The organism is Pseudomonas sp. H1_F01, from assembly GCF_054681425.1.
Window position 1 is genome coordinate 1,529,864 of sequence record NZ_CP162823.1, and the last position, 23,332, is coordinate 1,553,195.

At 59.8% G+C, this 23,332-nt stretch carries 23 protein-coding genes; 15 read left to right on the top strand and 8 right to left on the bottom strand.

Going from position 1 to position 23,332, the window contains the following annotated elements; genetic code table 11:
* Positions 1-538: 538 nt before the first annotated feature.
* The 3 genes from AB4O09_RS07065 (at position 539) to AB4O09_RS07075 (ending at position 2,212) form a co-directional block, all read left to right on the top strand.
* Complete coding sequence (locus AB4O09_RS07065; RefSeq protein ID WP_027911407.1) at positions 539-1,177, top strand: DUF6036 family nucleotidyltransferase; 639 nt, start codon at positions 539-541, stop codon at positions 1,175-1,177.
* Positions 1,161-1,613, top strand: coding sequence for a hypothetical protein (locus AB4O09_RS07070; protein ID WP_027911406.1), 453 nt, complete (start codon positions 1,161-1,163; stop codon positions 1,611-1,613). Before AB4O09_RS07065 ends, AB4O09_RS07070 begins: the two co-directional genes overlap by 17 nt.
* Positions 1,614-1,855: 242 nt before the next feature.
* Positions 1,856-2,212, top strand: a complete 357-nt coding sequence (locus tag AB4O09_RS07075) for a DUF6124 family protein (RefSeq protein WP_003205242.1) — start codon at positions 1,856-1,858, stop codon at positions 2,210-2,212.
* Between the two features lie 201 nt (positions 2,213-2,413).
* On the opposite strand, the gene AB4O09_RS07080 is transcribed toward AB4O09_RS07075, so the two are convergent.
* Positions 2,414-2,920 (bottom strand): L,D-transpeptidase family protein, encoded by a 507-nt coding sequence (locus AB4O09_RS07080; RefSeq protein ID WP_003205240.1) that lies wholly within the window; start codon positions 2,918-2,920, stop codon positions 2,414-2,416.
* 41 nt (positions 2,921-2,961) lie between these two features.
* Positions 2,962-3,513 (bottom strand): NUDIX hydrolase, encoded by a 552-nt coding sequence (locus AB4O09_RS07085; RefSeq protein ID WP_028236679.1) that lies wholly within the window; start codon positions 3,511-3,513, stop codon positions 2,962-2,964.
* Between the two features lie 145 nt (positions 3,514-3,658).
* Here AB4O09_RS07085 and AB4O09_RS07090 point away from each other — a divergent pair, with 145 nt between their 5' ends.
* From AB4O09_RS07090 to AB4O09_RS07100, 3 genes are read left to right on the top strand one after another with little or no spacing between them, the layout of a single operon-like run.
* Complete coding sequence (locus AB4O09_RS07090; protein ID WP_003205236.1) at positions 3,659-4,258, top strand: CoA pyrophosphatase; 600 nt, start codon at positions 3,659-3,661, stop codon at positions 4,256-4,258.
* A 16-nt stretch (positions 4,259-4,274) separates the two neighbouring features.
* A complete protein-coding gene (locus tag AB4O09_RS07095; protein ID WP_223523890.1) occupies positions 4,275-4,799 on the top strand; it encodes a gamma carbonic anhydrase family protein in 525 nt (174 codons plus the stop codon).
* The gene (locus AB4O09_RS07100; protein WP_003205232.1) at positions 4,796-5,005 is read left to right on the top strand and encodes a DUF1289 domain-containing protein; all 210 of its coding nucleotides are present in this window, start codon (positions 4,796-4,798) and stop codon (positions 5,003-5,005) included. Before AB4O09_RS07095 ends, AB4O09_RS07100 begins: the two co-directional genes overlap by 4 nt.
* Before the next feature lie 162 nt (positions 5,006-5,167).
* Here AB4O09_RS07100 and AB4O09_RS07105 read toward each other — a convergent pair whose 3' ends face one another.
* The gene (locus AB4O09_RS07105; RefSeq protein WP_049798031.1) at positions 5,168-5,821 is read right to left on the bottom strand and encodes a Pr6Pr family membrane protein; all 654 of its coding nucleotides are present in this window, start codon (positions 5,819-5,821) and stop codon (positions 5,168-5,170) included.
* Positions 5,822-5,824: 3 nt separating this feature from the next.
* Positions 5,825-6,055: a VF530 family protein gene (locus AB4O09_RS07110; protein WP_003205228.1), complete on the bottom strand. Its 231-nt coding sequence runs from the start codon at positions 6,053-6,055 to the stop codon at positions 5,825-5,827.
* 498 nt (positions 6,056-6,553) lie between these two features.
* On the opposite strand from AB4O09_RS07110, the gene AB4O09_RS07115 reads away from it, so the two are divergent.
* Entirely contained in the window at positions 6,554-8,968 is a 2,415-nt protein-coding gene (locus AB4O09_RS07115; protein ID WP_003205226.1) for a glucose/quinate/shikimate family membrane-bound PQQ-dependent dehydrogenase, read from the top strand.
* A gap of 318 nt (positions 8,969-9,286) precedes the next feature.
* Here the strand turns inward: AB4O09_RS07115 and purT are convergent, their stop codons facing one another.
* Both purT and AB4O09_RS07125 read right to left on the bottom strand, forming a co-directional pair.
* On the bottom strand, positions 9,287-10,468 hold the full coding sequence (gene purT / locus AB4O09_RS07120; RefSeq protein WP_003205223.1) for a formate-dependent phosphoribosylglycinamide formyltransferase: 1,182 nt from the start codon (positions 10,466-10,468) through the stop codon (positions 9,287-9,289).
* Positions 10,469-10,545: 77 nt separating this feature from the next.
* The gene (locus tag AB4O09_RS07125; protein ID WP_003205220.1) at positions 10,546-11,022 is read right to left on the bottom strand and encodes a preQ0 transporter; all 477 of its coding nucleotides are present in this window, start codon (positions 11,020-11,022) and stop codon (positions 10,546-10,548) included.
* Between the two features lie 196 nt (positions 11,023-11,218).
* Between AB4O09_RS07125 and AB4O09_RS07130 the strand changes: the two genes are divergently transcribed.
* Positions 11,219-13,513, top strand: a complete 2,295-nt coding sequence (locus AB4O09_RS07130) for a hypothetical protein (protein ID WP_460108050.1) — start codon at positions 11,219-11,221, stop codon at positions 13,511-13,513.
* A 70-nt stretch (positions 13,514-13,583) separates the two neighbouring features.
* Here AB4O09_RS07130 and AB4O09_RS07135 read toward each other — a convergent pair whose 3' ends face one another.
* Together AB4O09_RS07135 and AB4O09_RS07140 are read right to left on the bottom strand one after the other, a co-directional pair.
* Positions 13,584-14,369: a siderophore-interacting protein gene (locus tag AB4O09_RS07135; RefSeq protein ID WP_003205217.1), complete on the bottom strand. Its 786-nt coding sequence runs from the start codon at positions 14,367-14,369 to the stop codon at positions 13,584-13,586.
* Positions 14,366-14,941 carry a PadR family transcriptional regulator gene (locus tag AB4O09_RS07140; protein ID WP_003205214.1) on the bottom strand — a complete coding sequence of 192 codons (576 nt, stop codon included), beginning with the start codon at positions 14,939-14,941 and terminating at the stop codon, positions 14,366-14,368. Before AB4O09_RS07140 ends, AB4O09_RS07135 begins: the two co-directional genes overlap by 4 nt.
* A gap of 433 nt (positions 14,942-15,374) precedes the next feature.
* Between AB4O09_RS07140 and AB4O09_RS07145 the strand changes: the two genes are divergently transcribed.
* The 7 genes from AB4O09_RS07145 (at position 15,375) to AB4O09_RS07175 (ending at position 23,320) form a co-directional block, all read left to right on the top strand.
* On the top strand, positions 15,375-15,860 hold the full coding sequence (locus AB4O09_RS07145; protein ID WP_003205213.1) for a CS1 type fimbrial major subunit: 486 nt from the start codon (positions 15,375-15,377) through the stop codon (positions 15,858-15,860).
* 126 nt (positions 15,861-15,986) lie between these two features.
* On the top strand, positions 15,987-18,518 hold the full coding sequence (locus AB4O09_RS07150; protein ID WP_223528964.1) for a CS1-pili formation C-terminal domain-containing protein: 2,532 nt from the start codon (positions 15,987-15,989) through the stop codon (positions 18,516-18,518).
* Positions 18,519-18,668: 150 nt separating this feature from the next.
* The gene (locus AB4O09_RS07155; protein ID WP_305441445.1) at positions 18,669-19,916 is read left to right on the top strand and encodes a hypothetical protein; all 1,248 of its coding nucleotides are present in this window, start codon (positions 18,669-18,671) and stop codon (positions 19,914-19,916) included.
* Between the two features lie 62 nt (positions 19,917-19,978).
* Positions 19,979-21,211, top strand: coding sequence for a hypothetical protein (locus AB4O09_RS07160; RefSeq protein ID WP_003205207.1), 1,233 nt, complete (start codon positions 19,979-19,981; stop codon positions 21,209-21,211).
* 60 nt (positions 21,212-21,271) lie between these two features.
* On the top strand, positions 21,272-22,015 hold the full coding sequence (locus AB4O09_RS07165) for a pilus assembly protein (protein ID WP_038859429.1): 744 nt from the start codon (positions 21,272-21,274) through the stop codon (positions 22,013-22,015).
* 44 nt (positions 22,016-22,059) lie between these two features.
* A complete protein-coding gene (locus AB4O09_RS07170) occupies positions 22,060-22,542 on the top strand; it encodes a CS1 type fimbrial major subunit (RefSeq protein WP_003205202.1) in 483 nt (160 codons plus the stop codon).
* A 289-nt stretch (positions 22,543-22,831) separates the two neighbouring features.
* Positions 22,832-23,320 carry a CS1 type fimbrial major subunit gene (locus AB4O09_RS07175; RefSeq protein WP_003205201.1) on the top strand — a complete coding sequence of 163 codons (489 nt, stop codon included), beginning with the start codon at positions 22,832-22,834 and terminating at the stop codon, positions 23,318-23,320.
* Positions 23,321-23,332: the final 12 nt, after the last annotated feature.

Below are 23,332 nucleotides of genomic sequence, written 5' to 3' on the forward strand. Positions count from 1 at the left end.
TGCGGTTGTAGGAGTTTTCGCTCGGTGATGGGGATCGAAGCTAATACCACTTGAATACCATGTCAACGCTGCTTCTGGCGGGTTGTCTAGATTTTCTGGGGGGCTTAAAGGTGGCTAGCTTTAAGTGGTATTAGGGTGGTGTGGATAGATCGTGGGGTTACTGCGTTGGGTTGGGGGGATTAGAGGTCAGTGGTATGCATGGAGGGCGGGTTTTGAAATTTGATGTTTATTTTCGTGGTGGCCGGTGGTGGGTTGTTTATTTGGTCGGTGTGAATATCCGTTACCGCAGCAATGGATATGTACCCAATTCAATCCAAAAAAAGCCTATCTGAAATTTGTGCGAAACATCCCCGATCAGATGGCTGATCTGTCAGACGCCCTGAAGTTTCCGACATGTTTTTAAGGTTGTCCCTCAGAAACGGGGGCTCTAGTTTTCGGGGCCTACATCTCCAAACGCAGGGATCGCTCACTGGTCTTTGGCAAGGCCAAGTGGCAGATCCCAGTTTCAAGGAGCAACATCAGCCTCTGAGGTTCAAACATGGAAATGCCGGATACGATCGCCCCCCGCCTCAATACAAGTACCGCGCTGGGACAGGCTTTGGTTTCAATGTTCAAGTCCGTCGAAGCGGAGCTGACTTCTGAGAATGCAGTGCCTGGGGTGGTCAAAGTCATCGTTTTTGGTGGGTGTGCAGTGCACCTTTATACAAACCATCGTGTCTCCACGGACGTTGACGCCGAAATTTATGAGGCTAGCCTTCCAGAAGGCTTTCATCTTCGAACGTTACTTGCGGAAGTGCCTGAGCAATTTGTCGACGAAAAGTCCGGCCGATTGATGGAACTCAACTACGACCTCCAATACAACACCAGCTTTGGTCCGATTCACGAGGACTATTGGGCTCGAAGCCTCCCTCTTGAAGAGTTCCCGGTAGAGTCTCCTCTACACGTTCACGTTGCTGCCCCTGTAGATATTGCGATTTCAAAGTTGGGCAGAGCAACGGATCAGGATATTGGCGACATCATGGCGCTCCTAAGGGCCGGCTTCATATTGACCACTGAGCTGCGTCGACTGGCATTGCAGGCAATTGATGTATATGTTGGCAACAAAGAGCCTCCAATTTCTGTTCTTACTCAAATTTTGCAAGATTATTTGGAGAATACAGATGGCGAAGCCTGCTAACCGCCACGTCCTCTCAGCCGCTCTGGACACATTGGTCAAAAGCCCGTTGGATCATGCAGATGATGCTGCACTCGTGAGCGCGGCCAAGGCTGTCTGGTATTCCAACTCGGACTTGATAAGCGCAGCTCAAGCTTTTCTGAGCCAACACACGGATGAGGTCGAGTTGCGTCGCGCAGGATATTTGCTTGAACGACTCACCCGATTTTCGTGTGTCACGGACAGCCGTGCGTTGGAAGTCTTCAAAGCCCTTGAGCTATTTTTACGTTCGACACCCAAGCAAGCCATAACCTCACAAACCGCTGTTGCGCTTCGCAAACGCCGTGATGAACTCGCTCTCTCTTGGGGGCTGAATGAAGGTCTTGGCTTGAAGGTGCAAACCCTCCTGCCTTTTCAGACTCGGCATTATGAGGCTGAGCAGCGTGCAGCGTTTGTGTAGACCCAAATGCCATCCTCAAAAACCGGCTTCGGCCGGTTTTTTGTTGTGTGAATGATCACTCTTTGGTCTGTCAGACGCCCCGAAATTTCCGACATGTTTTTAAGGTTGTGCCTCGGAAGCGAGGGCTCTAGCCTTTGGGTGTCGCTGCCAATTCAGCGACCGGGTTTGACCGTCCGAAAAAATCAAGGGGCAACAGGCCCGGACGTTTTGTCCTGGGCTCCATTAATTTAAAGGAGCTTCAATTGAAAAATAATTCTGACATGCCAAAACCCGCCTCCACCTTCCCCTACGGCGACTACGCCCCCGACAAGCTGAAAGAAGCCGCCGACCGCGCGATGGACCATTACCTCAAACCCGACGGCAGCGAACCAGACCCCCAACCCTCGGTGCAGTTGTTCAGCGTATCGGACAACGTTGACACCGAAACCTTACTAGCCAACCTCAGCGAAACCCTGGCCTCGGCCAATGCGGTGCTTAGCGACCTCCTGTTTGACTTGGACGGTTCGCGGCGGCATGTGGCGTTGGGTGTGGCGCAGATGATCGATCTGGGAACGTTGTTGGCAAACAAGGCCTTGGACCGGGTAGAGCTTCGGACTTGATGCCACGTAACCTGTGGTGAGGGAGCAATCTCGCGCGGGGCTCTGTAGGAGCTGGCGAAGCCTGCGATCTTTTGATCTTTCGCTTGAGACTCAAGTGCCTGGGGCAAGATCGCAGCCTCGTTGCACTCGACAGCTCCTACAGGCGCAGCCCAGCGGGGACTCCCTCGCCACAAGAAGCTCCTGCCGCAGGAGGGGGAGGCGCTACGGCCGGATTTCGATCATCGTGCCATCCGGCACCAGGTTCCAGACCTCGCGCATGTCCACATTGCGCATGGCGATGCAGCCGTCGGTCCAGTCCAGCGTATGGAACAACTGCTCAGGGTTCTCTTCCGAATCAGGCGTGCCGTGGATCATGATCATGCCCCCCGGCTCAACGCCTTCGCGGCGGGCGCGGGCGGCGTCGCTGATGTTGGGGTAGGAAATATGCATCGACAGGTAGTAGTTCTCGCTGGTCTTGCGCCAGTCGATCCAGTAGAAACCTTCAGGGGTGCGCTTGTCGCCCTCGATCAGCTTGGGGCCTTTTTTGGCGCCCCTGCCCAGTGAGATGCGATAGGTCTTGAGCGGCTTGCCGTCGTTGATCAATTGCAATTGATGGGCGGACTTGAGCACCAGCACTTTTTCGATGACCTTGCCGTTGTAGGTTCCCACCGCAGAGGCCTGGGACATCGCAGTGAACGACAAGCAGAACAAGACAAGCAACCAGCGCATTGAAACGATATCCCTAGAGGTGTTGTGGCTATATTGGTTTTTTATGTATTGGCAGGCTGAGCCAGCGGTGGGATCGATTCGGATCGCACAGGGTAATCTTCGGCCCGGCGGTCCGCGTAGAAATATTCCAAGGTACGGCCCACTGTGCGGAAAGCCAGTTCGTCCCAGGGAATGTCCGCTTCTTCGAACAGCCTCACCTCCAGGCTCTCGGGCCCGGCGGCGAAATCCTCATCCACCAGTTCGGCGCGGAAGAATACATGTACCTGGCTGATATGCGGTACGTCAATCAGCGTATAGATGCTCAAATTTCGCACCCGGGCGCAGGCTTCTTCGGCGGTTTCGCGCACGGCGGCCTGTTCAACCGTTTCGCCGTTCTCCATGAAGCCCGCCGGCAGCGTCCAGTAACCGCGCCGCGGCTCGATGGCGCGCCGGCACAACAGGACTTTACTGCCCCAGGTCGGTACGCAACCGGCCACGATGTTGGGGTTCTGGTAATGGATGGTATGGCAGGCGTCGCAGACAAAACGCAGGCGCGAGTCGCCTTCGGGTATGCGCTGGGTCACCGGGTTACCGCACTGGCTGCAGAATTTCATGCTTGGATTCCTGAATGCTGCGCCTATCTTGGCGGTGCGGGCCGGTGTCGGCAAGTTGTCGTTTCGCGACACGACGCAGTGCGGGGGTTGGGCCGCTTGAACGATTGGTGCATGATGCAAGGTAGCGAATAAATCGAGAAGTCTCATGCTGGACGAGCTACTGCATCGAGTAAGCAACCATACCCCGCACGATCTGCAGGCTGACCAACGTTTCCCTGAAGCCGCGGTGCTGGTGCCGATTACCCGCAGCGATGAACCGGAGCTGGTACTGACCCTGCGCGCCAGCGGGCTCTCGACCCATGGCGGCGAGGTGGCGTTCCCCGGCGGGCGCCGCGACCCGGAAGACCCGGACCTGATCTTCACCGCCCTGCGCGAAGCCGAGGAAGAAATCGGCCTGCCGCCCGGCCTGGTGGAAGTGATCGGCCCCCTCAGCCCGCTGATCTCGCTGCACGGCATCAAGGTCACGCCTTATGTCGGAGTGATTCCGGACTACGTCGAATACCAGGCCAACGATGCCGAGATCGCTGCGGTGTTCAGCGTACCGCTGGAGTTTTTCCGCAAGGATCCGCGCGAACACACGCACCGGATCGATTACCAGGGCCGCAGTTGGTACGTGCCCAGCTATCGGTTTGGCGAATTCAAGATCTGGGGCCTGACGGCGATCATGGTCGTGGAGTTGGTCAACCTGCTGTACGACGCCGAGATCGACCTGCACAAACCGCCCAAGAGTTTCATCAATACCTGACGCCCCGAGGACTCTCATGAAATACCGCCTGGGCGATGCCCGTGTCGAAACCCACCCACAGAGCTGGGTCGCGCCCAACGCCACGCTGGTGGGCAAGGTCCGCCTCGAAGAGGGCGCCAATGTCTGGTTCAACGCCGTGCTGCGCGGTGACAACGAACTGATCCTGATCGGCAAGAACAGCAATGTGCAGGACGGCACGGTGATGCACACCGACATGGGCTATCCGCTGACCATCGGCACCGGCGTGACCATCGGCCACAACGCCATGCTCCATGGCTGTACGGTGGGCGACTACAGCCTCATCGGCATCAACGCGGTGATTCTCAACGGCGCGAAGATCGGCAAGAACTGCATCGTCGGCGCCAACTCGCTGATCGGCGAGGGCAAGGAAATTCCCGACGGTTCGCTGGTGATGGGCTCGCCCGGCAAGGTGGTGCGTGAACTGACCGAGGCCCAGAAAAAAATGCTCGAGGCCAGCGCGGCGCACTATGTGCACAATGCCCAGCGCTACGCCCGCGACCTGGTCGAGCAGGAACCATGAGCGCCCCTGAACGCCCGGTGCCTTCGCCCTGCGTGAACATCTGTGCGCTGGACGATGACGACATCTGCACCGGTTGCCAGCGCACCGTGGCGGAGATCACCCGTTGGAGCCGGATGGACAATGACGAGCGGCGCAGTGTGTTGGCGCTGTGTCATGAGCGGGCCAAGGCCAGTGGGTTGGTGTGGATGTTGCCAGCAAGGCGCTGATGCCGGATATGGAACACAAACCCCTGTGGGATACCTATCTGTGGGAGCAAAGCTTGCTCGCGATGCAGGCGCCCTGGTCTTCAGGTAAACCGCGTGATCTTCATCGCGGGCAAGCCTTGCTCCCACAGGTTTGACTCACACCGCTATGTGCTCTGCAGGCCTCTATTTCAACGATGCCAACCGATCCAACCCCACCACCCCCAACGCAATCGCGATAAACCCCAGCAATATCCCCCCGGCATTGATGAACACCTGTGGATAACCCAGATTCGCCACATCGATGAAAGGATAGGGGTAAGCCGCCAATAGATCCCCGCGCAGCAGGACATAGGCGAAATACACCAAGGGGTAGATCACCCACAGCCCGATGTGGCCCAGGCGCAATGTGCCTTTGGGTACCCACAGCCACCAATAGGCGATGTACAGCAAGGGCACCACGTCGTGCAGTAGTTCGTCGGCCACGAACTGCCAGCCTTCGGGTTGCCAGAGGTGGCGCAGCAGCAGGTTGTAGGCCAGGCTGACCAGGGCGATGCTCACTGCGACGCCGCTGCGCACGCTGGGCAGCAGGAACCAGCGCCGGGCCGCCGACTCGCGAGCGGTCAGTTCCCAGGTCAGCACCACGGCCACCAGGGTGTTGGTCAGGACCGTGAAGAAACTGAAGAAACTCACCAGCCCGCCCAGCAGGCTCGCGTCCAGTTTCCAGCGACCAAGCAGGATCAGATACAGCTGGATGCTCAATCCCACCCAGCCCAGCAGTGCCGTCACGCAGACAAAACGCTGTCGCAGCGTGAGGTGACGACCCTGATTACTCCCCACGACTCAGACCGGCCGCTTGGTGCGCATCAACTTGATGTACAGGCGCTCGACTTTCTCCCGCGCCCATGGCGTCTTGCGCAGGAAGGTCAGGCTCGACTTGATGCTCGGGTCGCTCTTGAAGCAACGGATGTCGATGCGTTCGGCCAGGCCCGACCATTCATAGTGCTGCACGAGGGCGTTGAGGATCTGCTCCAGCGTCACGCCGTGCAGTGGATTGTTGTTGGGTTCGGTCATGGGAGGCCTTCGCGCTAAAGGTGTAAAACCGCGCACCTTAGCCGAGGTGCCCTTAGGGTGGAAGCATAGCCTTCATCATGGCCGCCCAGCGCCAGGCGCACTGTTACCGAATCCGAGATGATTCATGTCAACAAAAGCCCTTTCTCTATTGAGAACGGGACATTATCCTTGCGCCGCCTGCTGAAACGCTTCTTCTGGCGTGCCGAAGCCTCTGCGTCCAGCTCGATCCTGCTGAAAGATTAAAAAACGCCCAGTGTCCAGACGCTGAAAGACAGCGCTGTCTCGGCGAATTCCTGTGGGAGCGAGCTTGCTCGCGATAACGATTGCACATTCAACCTTGAAGCCAACTGACACGCCGCCATCGCGAGCAAGCTCGCTCCCACAAGGGATCGCGGCAACCGAATTTGCCTTTTTTCAACTGAACCAAGCCCTCGCAAGATCGTCATCTACAGTGACTACTTGCGCGGGACTCCTTAAAACGTCACGGAGAAACACACTATGAGCACTGAGGGTGCTTTGAGTCGAAGCCGTCTGCTACCGAGTTTGCTCGGCATTCTGCTTCTATTGATGGGCCTGGTCCTGTTGGCCGGGGGAGTCAAGCTGAGCACGCTTGGCGGCTCGTTGTATTACCTGCTGGCCGGGATCGGCCTGGCGCTGACCGGCGTGTTGCTGATCATGGCCCGTCGCGCGGCCCTGGGCCTGTACGCGCTGGTGCTGTTCGCCAGCACCGTGTGGGCGTTGTGGGAAGTGGGCCTGGACTGGTGGCAACTGGTGCCGCGCCTGGCAATGCTGTTTGCCCTGGGCATCGTCATGTTGCTGCCGTGGTTCCGCCGCCCGCTGTTGACCGCCGAAGCCTCGGCCATGGGCACCCGCGCATTGGGCGCCGCCGTGGTCATCGCCGGTATCGCCGCGCTCGCCAGCCAGTTCACCAACCCGGGTGAGATCAAGGGCCAACTGGACCGCGACAGCGTGCCGGGCATGGCCAACACCGCACCGGCCATGCCGGACGGCGACTGGAACTCCTACGGGCGCAGTGCCCATGGCGACCGCTATTCGCCGCTGGCACAGATCACCCCCGAGAACGTCAGCAAACTGGTGCCGGCCTGGACCTATCGCACCGGCGACCTGCCAGGGCCGAACGACCCGGGTGAAACCACTGCCGAAAACACCCCGCTGAAGGCCAACGGCATGCTCTACGTGTGCACGCCTCACAGCCAGGTGATCGCCCTGGAGCCTGACACCGGCAAGGAAATCTGGCGTTTCGATCCGAAGCTTTCCACGCAAAAAGCGGAAAACTTCAAGGGTTGGGCCCACATGACCTGCCGTGGCGTGACCTATCACGATGACGCCGCGTACGCCTCTGCCGAGCAGAGCCCGACGGGTGCCGCCAGCTCCACGCCGGCCAGCACCGTCTGCCCACGGCGGATCTTCCTGCCGACCGCCGACACCCGTCTGATCGCCCTCAACGCCGACACCGGCAAGATGTGCGAAGACTTCGGCGACAAGGGCCAGGTCGACCTGACCGCCAACATCGGCGGTTTCACGGCCGGCGGTTACTACTCCACGTCGCCACCGGCGGTTACCCAGAACCTGGTGGTGATCGGCGGCCACGTCACCGATAACGTCTCCACCGACGAGCCTAGCGGCGTCATCCGTGCCTACGACGTGCACACCGGCAAGCTGGTGTGGAACTGGGACAGTGGCAAGCCGGACGACACCACACCGATTGCCGAAGGCCAGACCTACACCCGCAACTCGCCGAACATGTGGTCCATGTTCAGCGTCGATGAAAAACTCGGCATGCTCTACCTGCCGATGGGCAACCAGACTCCCGACCAGTTCGGTGGCCTGCGCACGCCGGAGTCGGAAAAATATTCCGCCGGTCTGACCGCCCTGGACATCGCCACCGGCAAGGTGCGCTGGTACTTCCAATTCACTCACCATGACCTGTGGGACATGGACGTCGGCGGTCAACCGACCCTGATGGACATGAAGACCGCCGATGGCGTGAAACCGGCTGTACTGGCTTCCACCAAGCAGGGCAGCATCTACGTGCTGGACCGCAGCAATGGCCAGCCGATCATCCCGATCAAGGAAATCCCGGTGCCCCAAGGCGCGGTGGAAGGTGACCACACCTCGCCGACCCAACCGATGTCCGACCTGAACTTCGTGCCGCCGGTCCTCAAGGAACGCGACATGTGGGGCGTGACCCCGTTCGACCAGATGCTCTGCCGGATCGACTTCAAGTCGCTGCGCTATGACGGCATGTACACGCCGCCATCGCTGCAAGGCTCGATCGTTTACCCGGGTAACTTCGGCGTGTTCGACTGGGGTGGCATTTCGGTGGACCCGGTGCGCCAGATCGCCTTCGTCAACCCGAGCTACATGGCGTTCAAGTCGAAACTGGTGCCGGCGGCCGAAGTGGCTGGTGGCCCGGGGCGCAAGAGCGAAACCGAAGGCGTGCAGCCGAACAAGGGCGCGCCATATGGTGTGATCCTCGAAGCGCTGCTCTCGCCAATGGGCCTGCCTTGCCAGGCGCCTGCATGGGGTTATGTCGCGGCCGTGGACCTGACCAACAACAAAACCCTGTGGAAGCACAAGAACGGCACCGTGCGTGACAGCTCGCCGGTACCGATCCCGCTGAGCATGGGCGTTCCGAGCCTGGGTGGCACGTTCACCACCGCCAGCGGCCTGGCGTTCCTGAGCGGCACCCTCGACCAGTACCTGCGTGCCTATGACGTGAAAAACGGCAAGCAACTGTGGGAAGGCCGCCTGCCAGCCGGCGCCCAGACCACGCCGATGACCTACACCGGCAAGGACGGCAAGCAATATGTGCTGGTTGTTGCCGGTGGCCACGGTTCCCTGGGCACCAAGCAGGGCGATTATGTGATCGCCTACAAACTGCCGGATTAAGCGGGAGTGATCGTTCCCACGCTCCTGCGTGGGAATGCATCCGGTGACGCTCTGCGTCATCCTCTCCACAAGCGGAACGCGGAGCGTCCCTGGCGGCGTTCCCACGCAGGAGCGTGGGAACGATCTGGGATAAAACAGGCGCTTATGAAAAAGGCGATACCTTTGCGGGTATCGCCTTTTTTTATTATCGATGTCTCCCAGTTAACTGTGGGAGCAAAGCTTGCTCGCGAAACAGGCGACTCGACTTCGGAAAGACCGCATCGCCTTTATCGCGGGCAAGCCTTGCTCCCACAGGTCACCATGGGCAAGCGATATTGGTTACAGTTCGATCCTGACGGCCTGCGAAGCGCGGGTCGCCTTGGCGCGGGCGGCTTCGATGGACTCGTCGCGGGCCAGGGCCACGCCCAGGCGGCGCTGGCCGTTGACTTCCGGTTTGCCGAACAGGCGCAGGGCGGTGTCCGGTTCGCTGAGGGCCGCGCCCAGATTGGCGAAAGCGGTCTGGGTCGATTGGCCTTCCACCAGGATCACCGCCGAGGCCGAAGGGCCGAACTGGCGGATCAGCGGGATCGGCAGGCCGAGAATGGCGCGGGCATGCAAGGCGAACTGCGACAGGTCCTGGGAGATCAGCGTCACCAGGCCAGTGTCGTGCGGGCGCGGCGAGACTTCGCTGAACCACACCTGGTCACCCTTGATGAACAGCTCGACGCCAAACAGGCCGCGACCACCCAGGGCCTCGGTCACCGCCTTGGCGACGCGTTCGGATTCGGCCAGGGCCACCGGGCTCATGGCTTGTGGCTGCCAGGATTCCTGATAGTCGCCCTTTTCCTGACGGTGGCCAACCGGTGCGCAGAAGGTGGTGCCGCCGACGTGGCGCACGGTGAGCAAGGTGATTTCGTAGTCGAAATCGATGAACCCTTCGATGATCACTCGGCCCTTGCCGGCACGGCCGCCTTCCTGGGCGTAGTCCCAGGCTTTTTGCACGTCATCGGTACTGCGCAGCAGGCTCTGGCCCTTGCCCGAGGAACTCATCACCGGCTTGACCACGCACGGGAAACCCAGGGTTTCCACGGCCTTGCGGTAGTCTTCCACGGTGTCGGCGAAGAAGTACGGCGAGGTCGGCAGGCCCAGCTCTTCGGCGGCCAGGCGACGAATGCCTTCACGGTTCATGGTCAACTGCGCGGCACGGGCGGTGGGGATCACGGTGAAGCCTTCGGCCTCCAGTTCCACCAAGGTGGCGGTGGCGATGGCTTCGATTTCCGGCACGATGAAATGCGGCTTCTCGGCCTCGATCACCGCACGCAGGGCAGCACCGTCGAGCATGTTGATCACATGGCTGCGGTGGGCCACTTGCATGGCCGGCGCGTTGGCGTAGCGGTCCACGGCAATCACCTCGACGCCCAGGCGCTGCAGTTCGATTACCACTTCCTTGCCCAGCTCACCGCTGCCACACAACAAAACGCGGGTCGCGGTGGGCGACAATGGGGTTCCGATACGGGTCATCTGAAGGTCCTCAAACAGGAGCGGATCATCGCGGGTTGCGCGCCGGGCGAGCTTCCCATGGGAGAAAGCGCGGCATTTTACATGAACCGCCCGGCGATGGCCTGTTTGCGTAAACGCCAGGCCATGATCAGCCAGACGGCGGTGACCCCGGCGAATTTCGAGAGCAGGGCGGTGATCACCACAGCAGGCGTCAGGGCGTCGATCAAACCGAAGAAGATGAACGTGTCCAGGGGAATGCTCAGGGCCGAACTGATCCACAACCGGTCATGGAGTGGGCGCTTGGTGATCGTGAACACCAGCCAGTCGATGCACTCGGACACCGCGAATGCCGTGGCGCTCGCCAGGGCGATGGTCGGGTCCGAGGTGACATAGGACAACACCAGCGCCACCAGCATCGCCGCGATGGCACCGTGGCCGAAGCGGGTCTGCACCATGTCCCGCAGGATAAACACCAGGCCGCCCCAGGCCGACCAAATAATGTCCAGGTGCGGTGCGGCGGAAAACGCGAAGTTGATCAGCACGACACTGCTGATGTAGGCGAGCAGGAAAAGCATGGGGCGGGGTACCTGAATGGAATGTCGGCAGAACAATTGATTATCTGGCCGGGATCCGCAAGGTGATATTCAAATCCCCCGCCCAACCGCTCGTCTAAAACCTGTTCGGATCTGTCAACTCTGACAGTAGGCCCCCACGCGCATTCGAGCTCTGATAGAGCCTCGGTATATCTGTTCCATTCCGTGGGGATTACTCATGACCGACTCATCGAAAACGGCTGATTCCACCATACTTGACCTGTACCCGCCCAGCTTACCCGGCGCCACCCAGCCCGTGGCAGGCGCCGACTATGGTGTCCCCATCCACCTTTATGTGCCGCTGCCCTTCGGCTGCGAAGTGTTGGTGCAGGCTTATTGGGGCCAGCAGCCAAACGACAACGTTTCGATCAACCTCAATGGTGAGGAGGCGCTGGATAGCAAACAGACTCAGGGCCTCGATGATGATGTCACGTTGTACATTCCACATGGCAAATTGTTGCCCGGCCTGGTCAATCGACTGACGTACACCGTGAAACGCCCCGGTATGAACGATCAAACCTCGACCCCTCCGCTGGAGATCCTGTACAACAGCATCCGGCCGGGCAACCAGGACAGGTCACCGGGTGAGCCCGGGCATTCGGAACTGGTGTTGCTATTGCCGGACGAAATCAAGAACGGTGTGGGCCCAGGTTTCGTCAGTGCGACGGTCTGCGTGGAATACCCCTACTGCCGGGCCTATGACGAAATCCGGCTCAATTGTAATGGCCATGACGTATTTCACAAGGTGGATGCAACCCAGGCCCCCGCCCCGCCAAACCACGGCTCGGCGACGCCTACCCGGATATGTTTCGACGTCACCAGCGCCGATCTGGTCGACGATCCTGAATTCATGTTTTCCTTCACTGTCAGAGACCAACTCTTTAACAGCCCGGATCTCGACAACGTTTGGTCGGCCGTGCAAATAGTGGAGGTGGACAAGGCCGGGCAAAGACTGTTGGCGCCGATTCCACGGGAAATCCTGAGCGAAGCGGGCGACGACCCAAGCATCATTGATCTCGACAAACTGGGTGCCAACCCGCTGTCGTTGATCATCCTGACCAGCGACCCGCGTTTTGTGCCAGGGGATGCCATCGAGGTGACTTATACGGCGAAAGTCAACGGCCAGTCGGATGTCGTGGTGCCCGTGACCGGTATCGTCGAGGTGGATGAGTTGGGGCAGAAAAAGGCCTGCGTGCTTCAGATCCCTAACGACAAGGTCTTCCCGGACAGTACCGTGCACGTGTCATACAGGTTGTTGAGGGGCACCACACCCATAGGCTCTTCAAAAACCGCAATTGCGACGGTCATCGGCACGGCACTGGGGTTGCCGCCACCCGAAATCGAAGAGGCCACTGGTAGCGTGCTCGATCCTATCAAGGCCGCCAGCACACTGACCGCGCTGGTGCCGCATTACCAAGGCATGCTGAGCACGGACAAGGTGAGCGTGACCTGGGCCGGGCACGGCACACCGGAGGGGGGCTCGCACACCACCACGCCGCAAGAGGTGGGGACGGTGGGTGAGAAACCGATCGATCTGCCACCCGAGGTCGTGGCCTACAGTCTGGGCAAGTCGGTGACGGTCATCTACACCGTGACGCGCGACGTGACCTGGCCACCGTCGCCGCCCCTGACATTGACTGTGCTGGAGCTTTCCGCGCTGCCCAGACCCTTGATCGTGGATGCCGCCAATGGCGGTGTGGGCACTGAGTTCAACATCGACAGCTTCGCCGGAGACTCCCGCGTCGACGTGGAGCCCTGGCCGCTGATCGCCGCAGGTCAGTGCGTGTGGTTGCGTGCTGAAGGGACTGACTTGAACGGCCTGGATTTCAGTATTGATCTGTACACCGCGAGACCGGTGAGCCCCGGGGAAGTGACCGCGGGCCTGTCGGTGGTGCTGCCGCGGACCCAGATCAATCGCTTGCGCAACGGCTCGGACCTCAAGCTTATCCTGGATGTGACCTTCAATCGCAGCGTTGATAAAAGCCAGGCCACCGCCTTTCCAATACGAACTTATCTGGTAACCCCGTTGCCCCTGGATGACGTGTCCAGATTTGAAAACACTAACTGGAATGGATGGCGTGCTGGACCGGCGGCGCAGGATCCGCGGGATTGGAATTTTAGTCAGGGCGAAGGCGGACGCACATACCTGGGCAATGGAACCTATACCGATAGTTCGGCCGGGATTGTGCTATGGAAGGGCTACATAGGTCTGAGGGTAGGCGCACGCTACGAATTCAGTCTCGATGCACGACGCCACGCCAACACGTCCGATGCGGTGCCCAGCCTGTCGCTTGCGACGAAAACCCATGGACGTATCAGTGAGGTTGTCACCTTGGCAACGACCACCTGGCAAGTGCTCAGGGGTGAATTTGTCGCGACTGAGCGGGAAATCGAGCTGCATGTCAACAGTCACCAAGCCAGTGGCGTGGGCAATGACTACTACGTGACCGACATCCGTCTGCGCATGCTGTAGCCAAGGTTACGCTGTCATGAGCGAGTGATGGGAGACGATGCCCGTGGCGCAGGGGCCAGTGAACGGCCCCTCATTCTTCGTCGCTACCCTCCGCCTTCCAATACCCCACCGCCTTCACGAAATCCTGGGCCAGGCCTTTCTCCTCCAGCAACACCTTGCGAATCTGCCGCGACACCTTGCTTTCGGTCGCGACCCAGGCGTACAGCTTGCCGCCGGGCATTTCCAGCTGTTGCACGGTGCGCAGCAGGTTGTCCTGGCGGCCTTCGCGCAGCACCCAGATCACGTGCACCTGCGCCGGGCTTTGGAGCACTTGCTGTTCGGCGCCGTTTTCCACTTCCACCACCACCAGGGCACGCCGGTTGGACGCCAGGCCTTCGAGGCGGCGGGCGATGGCGGGCAGGGCGGTTTCGTCGCCGATCAGCAGGTAGCTGTCGAAGATGTCCGGCACGATCATCGAGCCCCGTGGCCCGGCTATGTGGAGGTATTGCCCTGGCGCCGCCTGGGCCGCCCAGGTAGATGCCGGGCCGTCGCCGTGAAGCACGAAATCGATGTCCATCTCCAGGGTGTCCAGGTCATAGCGGCGCGGGGTGTAGTCGCGCATCTCGGGCATTGGCCCCTGAGCCTTGCCGGCGCCGGGGTTGAAGTTTTCCAGGGCGGCATGTTCCTCGGCGTTCTGCGGGAACAGCAACTTCACGTGATCGTCGGTGCCCAGGCTGACGAACCCGGCCAGTTCCGGCCCGCCGACGGTGATGCGGCGCATGCGTGGGGTCAGGTCCTGCACCCGCAACACCTGCAGGCGACGGCGTTTGATCTCGTGGGTGACGCGGTGAATGGCATTTGGATCGACTTCGGTCATTGGCTTGACTCCGAGACAGGTGGACGGTCGGGGCCGTCGATGATGGCTTTGGCGGTGTCGTTGAGCAGGTCGCGCACTCGCCGGATTTCTTCCGGGCTCCAGTGGCCAGGGTGCTTTTGCAGCGCATGCCGCAGGTTATACACCGCTTCCTGGATTTCCGGGGGACGATCATGGCCGCGCAACGTGCGCTTGCTGATTTCAATGCGCGTGCGCACCTCATCCAACGCTTGGGCCTGGTCCTCAAGTAATAGACGTCCGGCATCGGTCACGCTGTAGCATTTTTTTCCATCATCGACGCCACAGGTGACCATTGCGCTCATTTCCAGGAAGGACAGGGTCGGGTAGATCACGCCGGGGCTGGGGCTGTAGGCGCCGTCGAACATGTTTTCGATCCGGCGGATCAGGTCATAACCGTGGCAAGGTTGTTCGGCAATCAGCGCCAGTGACAGCAACTTCAGGTCACCGGCGGCAAAGACCCGTGGGGCGCGACTGTTACGTTCACGGCGCGCCGAGTGTCGTTCGAAACCGTCGTGTTCGTATTCGCGTTTGAAATGGGAATAAGGATCTGTCATATGCGTTCTCCGTTCTGCATAAGATAGGGCTGAGATATAACTTTGCCGTGAGATATATCTTTAAGGATGGATATAACTAGGAACTAAGATATATCGAGTTTCGTTGCCCGCTACTTCTGATGAAACAAGACCTTACCTGAATACGATATGGCAGTGGATGATGGGATTTTGCGGCGGTTTTTCTTGACTTTGAAGGGCGCGGCGATACTGCTGGGCGTGTGGGCCGTTTCTGACATACAAACTTAAATTTTATAAAGAATCGGGTATTTTTCGCCCATTCGTGTGCCGGTTTTACTACACGCTTGTGGGAATCTGCCTGCTTTTTTTTAATTGCAAAGAGCCGATCATGCCCCGGCGTTGGAGGAGCAGATCAAGTTGTTGTTGAACTGCCACTTCAACCTTTCTCTTTATGCCAAGAACAGGTGTTAACAACATGCTCAAACAATTCGTAACCGCTGCTTCCCTGACTGCCGCTGCCTTGGGCGCTTCGCAGGTATTCGCGCTCGATGATGCACGCTCCGCTATCCACATCACCGCGAACATCCCGACCCAGCAGTTCCACGTGCAGCCACGTGACCCGAACTTCGGTAAGGATGAAATCATGAGCTACAACACGGTCAGTGGCACCCTGACTTCGCTGCGCCAGACCTTCGACGTGAAGAACACCGAAGGTTCGGTCCATGCCTACATCGAGGGTGGCCCGGCGGCGCTGTACAACGGCAGTGACTCCATTGCCCTGACCACCAACTTCAATGGCGTCACCCTGACCGCCATCGCTCAGGAAGTGGTGGATGATGCGACGTCCACTCCAGGCACCCAGGCTGACATGACCATTGTCGCGGCCAAGCCTCTGGATACCCAGAACGGTCTGTACACCGCCGACATGACCGTGATCTTCGACGCCGTGCCGCGCCCGTGATCCTGTTCGATGCCCGGTGAGTTCCAGCTCACTGCACGGGCATCGCCGCAGGCCGTCCGGCGCTCCCCAGCCGGGCGGCCAGCACCTGAAACGCCTTGATCGCTCGCAGATTATGAGAATCCGTTGATGTTTCCGATGACACCCATCGCGGGTGCGCTCGCGCTATTGTTGTGCGCGAATGCATTGGCCGCGCCGACTGCCCCCGGTACGACACCGAGAAGCCTGTTGTCCCAGGCCAAGGGCCTGCCGGCGGAGTTTGAATCGCACTTCTTCGATGTGCCTCTGGCGGTTCGTATTGAACTCAATCAACAGTACCTCGGCGAAGCCATGGTGGTCTTGTCGCGGGACGATCGTATAACCCTGCTCGAATTCACCGACACGCACGACAGCACGATAAAAGCTGTCGAGCGCGACCAATGGGCGCAGCATCTCAAGCAAGGACAAGTACTGGGCGCCTGTGAAGGCAGCTGTCCGTCAGGGCTGCTGGCCGTGCACTACAGCCTTGAAAATTCATTGGTGTCGATCCTGACCCGGGATGTGGAACGAGGCACCGAAGCCAAGCGCTATTACGATCAACCGGAAGGCGGTAGCCTCGGCCTGATCTTCAACAACCAACTGAACATCAACGGTGGCCAGGAGCAGGACACGGGCGGGCGTTATGGCCTCAATGCCAGTTCCAGCGTGGGCAACTGGAGCCAGTCGCTGGACCTTCAGCTTTCGCGTCTTGGCGGGCCGGACGACAAGCTGTACCACGCTGTCCATGAGCTCCATACCCAACGAGAAATGGAGGGGACTTTTTTCCGCCTGGGCTATTTCACGCCCAGCTCCGATGGTTTGAATCGGCAGATCCGTTCGTTCGGCGCCAACCCGGACACCGCGTTGGGGGTGATGTACGGCAGCTCCGACAGCCTGGCGATCGAAAATCCCAAACCCAGCGTCTACCCCATTTACGTCACCGCCAGCCGCCAGGCGTCGGTGGAAATTTATCGCAGCGGCTTGCTGATCAACACTCAGGCGGTCAGCGCCGGCTTGCAGAGCCTGGACACCCGGCCCTTGCCCGGCGGTATCTATGAAGTGGAAGTGCGGCTGATCGAGGACGGGCAAACCACCGCCACCAGCCAGGAGCTGGTCTACAAGCCCAATAACTGGAGCGACGCGGAGGACCGCTGGCGCTACAACCTGTTCGCCGGGCGCGAGACCAGGCTCTGGAGCAACTGGGAAGACCAGCCCTCGGGGTTCACGACAGCGGGCGTCGGCCTCAACTACCTGCTGCATCCGCGGGTGATCCTGGGCGCCTCCACGCGCCAGGTGCAGGACAAGTTGCAAGTGGGCACCTCGGTGGATTGGACGCTGGCGACCAACACCAGCCTGTACGCCAACGTCTATCAGACCCAGCAGTACGGCACCGGCATGGACGTGCAAGGCTTGTACAGCTATGGCCATGGCAGCGTGGTGGCCAGCCACAACCGCAGTTGGCTGGACACCCGCAACACCTATGAAACCCTGGCGGACGGCACTCGTATCCGCCAGCGCAACGTGTTCGTCGGCCATACCAGCAACTCGTCGCTGTCGGTCAACCATCGCTTGAGCAACAAGACCTCCGTCAACGGACGGCTGGCCTACAGCGAAGGCAATGTCCAGGGCACCGGCCTGGACCTGGGCTGGACCCAGCGCGGCAAGTTGCGCGGCAGCGATGCCAACTGGCGGCTGTCGGTGTTCGACCGCCCCGGCACCTCAAGTACCGCCGACCGGCGCAATCGCGGCGTCGACCTGAGCGTCAGCGTCGCCCTGGGCGGGCCGGGCGAGTACTGGTCGGGCAGCATCGGCACCCGCACCTCGCGGGACGGCGATCGCGACCACAATGCCTCGCTGACCTATCGCCGGGACCTGGAAGATCACGTGTTGCAAAGCGTCTCCGCCACGGCGCTGGCCGACACCTATGGCGTGGGCCTGTCCGGCATCGCCAGTTTCATGACCGATTCGCTTTACGGCGACGGTTTCGTCCAGCGCTCATCCTATAACGACAACCTCACCGGCGGCCTGAACTTGAGCAGCACCGTGGCCGTGGGCGGCCAGAAGGCCGCCTTCACCGGCCTGCCCCAGGGGCGCGGCGCGGGCATGATCGTCGATGTGGAAACCGACCTGGACGATGTCGCCCTGCGCGCCGATGACCTGACCGGTGGCAGCACGGCGTTGCGTCCGGGCCGTAACTTCGTCCCCATCACCGCCTACAAAAACAGCATGGTGACCTTCGACTTCGATGGCGTGCATCCGCCGGCGGCGAACATCGAGCCGTCGCGCACCCGTTATCACCTGAACAAGGGTGGGGTCGACTACCGCAAGATCCATGTGATGAAAACCGTGACCGTGCTCGGGCGTTTGCTCGACGGGCAGGGCCAGCCGCTTCGGGGCCATCACGTGATCAACCACGCCAGTCGCGGCATCAGCGAGGTGGACGGGTTCTTCTCCATGGAAATGAATGCCGGCTCGCCCACCCTGGAAGTGCGCTACGGCAATGAGTTGTTCTGCCGGTTCCGCCTCGACCCGGACAACGCCGGCCGCGAAGGCGATGTGCTGATGATCGGTGACTTGCGCTGCACGCCGGACACCCTGGCCGATACGACGCTGGCCGAGGCCGGGACGAAGCAGCGCTCATGAGAACCGTGGGAGCAAAGCTTGCTCGCGATGAACGATAACGCCGTTCACCTGAAGACCCGGGCGCCTGCATCGCGGGCAAGCCTTGCTCCCACAGGTGAGTTGCTCACCACCTATTTGCAATGATTTGTCTTGATGTATGAGGTTGTATAAATGAAACCCTTATCGGTTGCAGTGCGCAGCGTGGTCTCGGTGTTGTTGTTTGCGTGTGTGCCTACGGCCAATGCCTTGACCCAGGACATTAGCGCACTGTTCAGGCCTGACTCATCGAAACCCAACGAAAATACCTTTCTCAATACCACGCCTGTTAGCGGTTACTGCGCACAATATCCGTCGGAATGCAGGGCAACAAAGATGTTCAGCATTCGGTTGCCCTTTATCTTCAGTTCGACCAGTCCTATTCAAGCCAACCATGGGGATGCTCGACAGGGCGCGATGTTTAAACTCCCTACCACTTGGCGCACGACACAGGTGACCCATTCAGTGACGGGTGAAACCGAGGTCGTTGAAGTGCGCTGGTCCGGTATAGGTTCGACATACCGACTCTCTGGTGACGTCATCGACTTGGTAGGTGGCGGCGTGTCGCTCTTGATCGCCCATCAACGGTTATGGAACGGCCTTAGTTGGGTATATGCCCCATCGCCTTGTAGATACAGCGGTATAGGGTTGTATACCAATACCGACTACACCTTCTTCTGGAAAACCCCGGTAGAGGGCGTATGTGCAAAAGGGGCCAATTATTTGATCCCTGGCTTTTCTTACCGCTATCTGGACTTTGCCTACGAACTGCGCACCCCCAACCCACTGAAAATGTCGTCCGGCCAATACACCGGGTCGCTGACTTATAGCGTCGGGCCGGGGCAGGACATTGACATGGGCGATGTCATGCTCCCCAACGATTCGGCGCTCACGCTCAATTTCAATCTTGAAGTCCAACACACCCTCCAGGTGGAAGTCCCCCCCGGCGGCAACCGCGTGGAACTGGTCCCCCAGGAAGGCTGGCAATCCTGGCTGAACAGCGGTCGCAAACCAACGCGGTTGTTTCGTGACCAGCGCTTCCATATCTCCGCTTCCTCACGTTTCAAGATGGCGCTCGAATGCCAAATCATCAGTGGCAATACCTGCGCGATCTCCGAAGCCGGCACCGGTCATGCCGTGCCGGTGGATGTCAGCGTCAGCTTGCCCGATGGCTTGACCGACGCCGCCGGGCAACCGGTCAACCGCCGCCGGTTACTGCGTGACGGCAGCGGCACCGAACTGTTCCAGCCAGGTTTCTATGTCGATCGCCGGCCGGGCACTCTGCACTTTGAAGTGGCCCGCACCAGCGTCGAAGAGATGCTCGACAGCGGCGCCAAGGCCTACACCGGCAACGTCACCGTTATTTGGGATTCGGAAGTTTAAAAAGGAGTGGCTTGGGCGGTCCGGGCCGATTTGAGGGTGAGGTAGAGATGAAGCAGTTACCAATGGCAGTGCAAGGCATGGTATCGGTGGTGGTGTTGACGTGCGCATCGACGGCTGATGCCGTGAGCAAGGATATCAGCGCGATCTTCAGGCCCGATCCCTCGAAGCCCAACCAAAACACCTTTCTCAATACCACCCCGGTCTCGGGTTATTGCGCACTGTATCCGGCGGTATGCGATGCGGAAAAAATGTTCAGCATCCAGCTGCCCATTGTCTTCGACTCCACCGGTCCCATTCAGGCCAATCATGGGGATTCCCGGCAAGGGGCAATGTTCGATGTACCGGCCACTTGGCGTCTGGCACAGGTGACCCATACGGGTACGGGCGAAACTGAAATTGTTCAAGTTCGCATCTCCGGCATAGGTTCGCGTTACCAACTTCCTGTCAGCGTAATCAGCCTGGTGGGCGGCGGTGTGGATCTCTCAACCGCTCATACCAGGTTATGGAGCGGTTCCAGCTGGAGGTATGCGCCTTCGCCCTGTCGATCCAGTAATTTTGCGACCATGAACGAGTGGATCTATAACTTTTTCTGGAAGACACCGACCGAGGGGGTGTGTGCCAAAAGGGCCAGCTACTTGATCCCCAGCATGTCCTACCGCCACTTGGATTTCGCCTACGAACTGCGCACCCCCAACCCATTGAGGATGTCGTCCGGCCAATACACCGGTTCAGTGAGCTATGGCGTTGGGCCGGGACAAGACTTCGACATGGGCGACGTCATGCTCCCCAGTGACTCGGTGATCACCCTCAATTTCAAACTCGATATCGAGCACACCCTCCAGGTCGAAGTGCCCCCCGGCGGCAACCGCGTGGAACTGGTGCCGCCGCAAGGCTGGCAAGCCTGGCTGAACAGCGGGCGAAAACCGGCGCAGCTGTTTCGCGACCAACGTTTCCATATCTCGGCCTCGTCACGTTTCAAGATGGCCATCGAATGCCAGCACACCAGCGGCAACACCTGCGCGATTGCCGAAACCGGCACCGGTCATGCCGTGCCGGTGGACGTCAGCGTGACCCTGCCCGACGGGTTGACCGACGCCGCCGGGCAATCGATCAACCGCCGCCGATTACTGCGTGACGGCAGTGGCACCGAGCTGTTCCAGCCGGGTTTTTACATCGATCGCCGGCCGGGCACTCTGCATTTTGAAGTAGCCCGCACCAGCGTCGAAGAGATGCTCGACAGCGGCGCCAAGGCCTATGCCGGCAATGTCACGGTGATCTGGGATTCGGAAGTCTGAGAGCCCTTAGGGCCAGCCATATTCAGTGAATTACGTTTAATGCATGAGGTTGAAAAAGTGATGAAGCATCTATGGGCATGGATTGGGTTTTATCTGTTTTGTGGCATGGCCCAGGCCGGGCCGCAGATTGGTGTCGGGGTGGTCTACGACTACCTTGATGGCGACAAAAGTACCTACATGAAACGGGTGTTCAACGGCGGGACGTCCACGGCATTCGTCAAGGTCAACATTCTGGAAATCATCTACAACGAGGACGGCACCTATCAGGAAGTGCCGCTGCAGAACCAGGCCAGTGCCATGGCCAAGGATGGCCTGATGGCCAGCCCGGCGCGGCTGATCGTGCCGGCCAACGGCATGCAGGGCACACGCTTGCTGTTCATGGGCAACCGTGACAAGGAGCGTTACTTCCGGGTGCGTTTCGTGCCGGTGGTGCCGGAAGCGGAGGACGAATTTGCCGTCAGTGCGCAGGAGCGCGAAGAGTACAAGAAAGAACGCGTGGCGGCGGGGGTCAAGGTCCTGGCGGGCTACGGCACGGTGTTCTTTGTGCGTCCCAAGGACACCCGTTTCGAGACGGTGATCGATGACAGCGCCAGTCGCTACGTTATGCGCAACAACGGCAACAGCGTCCTGGTGCTCGATGAGTTCAAGGATTGTGCGGTGAAGAAAGAAAACGACTGCCGGCCGACCACCAAACACCACGTCATGGCCGGTCGCGCGTTTTCGTTCGACAAGGAGGCGGGGCGTGAATATCGCTTCACGCTGATCGAGGGCGGCCAGAGCAAGACCGTCGAGATCAAGGGTTGACGGTTGCCGTCGCCGAACCGTCGTTGACGCCACAGGTAATCAAAATGTTCAAGACACTGCTAAGTCCCCTCGCATTGACCGCTCTGATGTTGCCCTGGAGCCCGGCCTGGGGCGCGGTCGAACGGGAAACCTTCGAACTCTACGTGACCATCCCGACGCTGGATTTCTATGTGCTGCCCCTCGATCCGCAGTTGGTCCAGCGTGAACAACGCTTGCCCTTCAGCACCATCACCAACGAGCTCAGCCCGTTGCGGGCGACCTATGAGGTGAAGAACAGCAACGGTGCTATCGGCGCGCGCCTGGCCGAAGAGGCGTACCTATCCAACGGTCGTGAGCGCATCGACCTGCGGGTACGGTTCAACAACGTCGAGTTGACCCTGGATTCGAACCACGTGGTGTCAGCTATCGAGGCCCGGCCCGGACGCCAGGTGCCGCTGGAAATCGCCGCTATCAAACCCGCCGACGAATACAAGCCCGGCGATTACTACGGCACGGTGCACATGGTGTTCGATGCCATTGCGCCGTGAGGCGCAAAGGTGTGGGTTGGAATACGGGCTACGAGCGTCCCGGTTCTGTAGGAGCTGGCGAAGCCTGCGATCTTTTGATCTTGATCGTTCCCACGATCCTGCGTGGGAATGTCGCCAGGGACGCTCCGCGTTCCGCTTCTGGAAGGTGACGCAGAGCGTCACGGGATGCGTTCCCACGCAGAGCGTGGGAACGATCAACATAGCTGCTGCAGGCGCAACCGGCGGGAGTAAGCGCCCTCGCCACAAGGTGGTCTCCACTTCGTTTCATTACTCTGAAAAGGTATCAAGCATGTTTAGAAAAGTGATGTTCATGACGACCCTTGCAATCCTGAGTCCTTCACTGGTGCTGGCGGCTGATGATGCACGCACCGCCATCCATATCACCGCGAACATTCCCAACAAGCAGTTCCATGTGCAGCCGCGCAATCCGGACTTCGGCAAGGATGAGGTCATGCATTTCGACCCGGTGAACAGCCAACTGAGCCCGCTGCGCCAGACCTTCGATGTGAAGCACACCGATGGCTCGGTCCACGCCTATCTCGAGGGCGGCCGGGCGTGGTTGACCAACGGCAGTGACGCCATTCCCCTGCTTGTCAGGTTCAACAATATCCGCCTGACCGGTGTGTCCCAGGAAGTGGTGGATGACGCAACGTCCACGCCAGGCACCCAGGCGGACATGCACATCATGGCCTCGGACAAGGTCTACGATGGTCAGCACGGCCTGTACACCGCCGACTTGACCGTGATCTTCGACGCGGTGCCTCGCGTAACCCCTTGACCCACACCACGT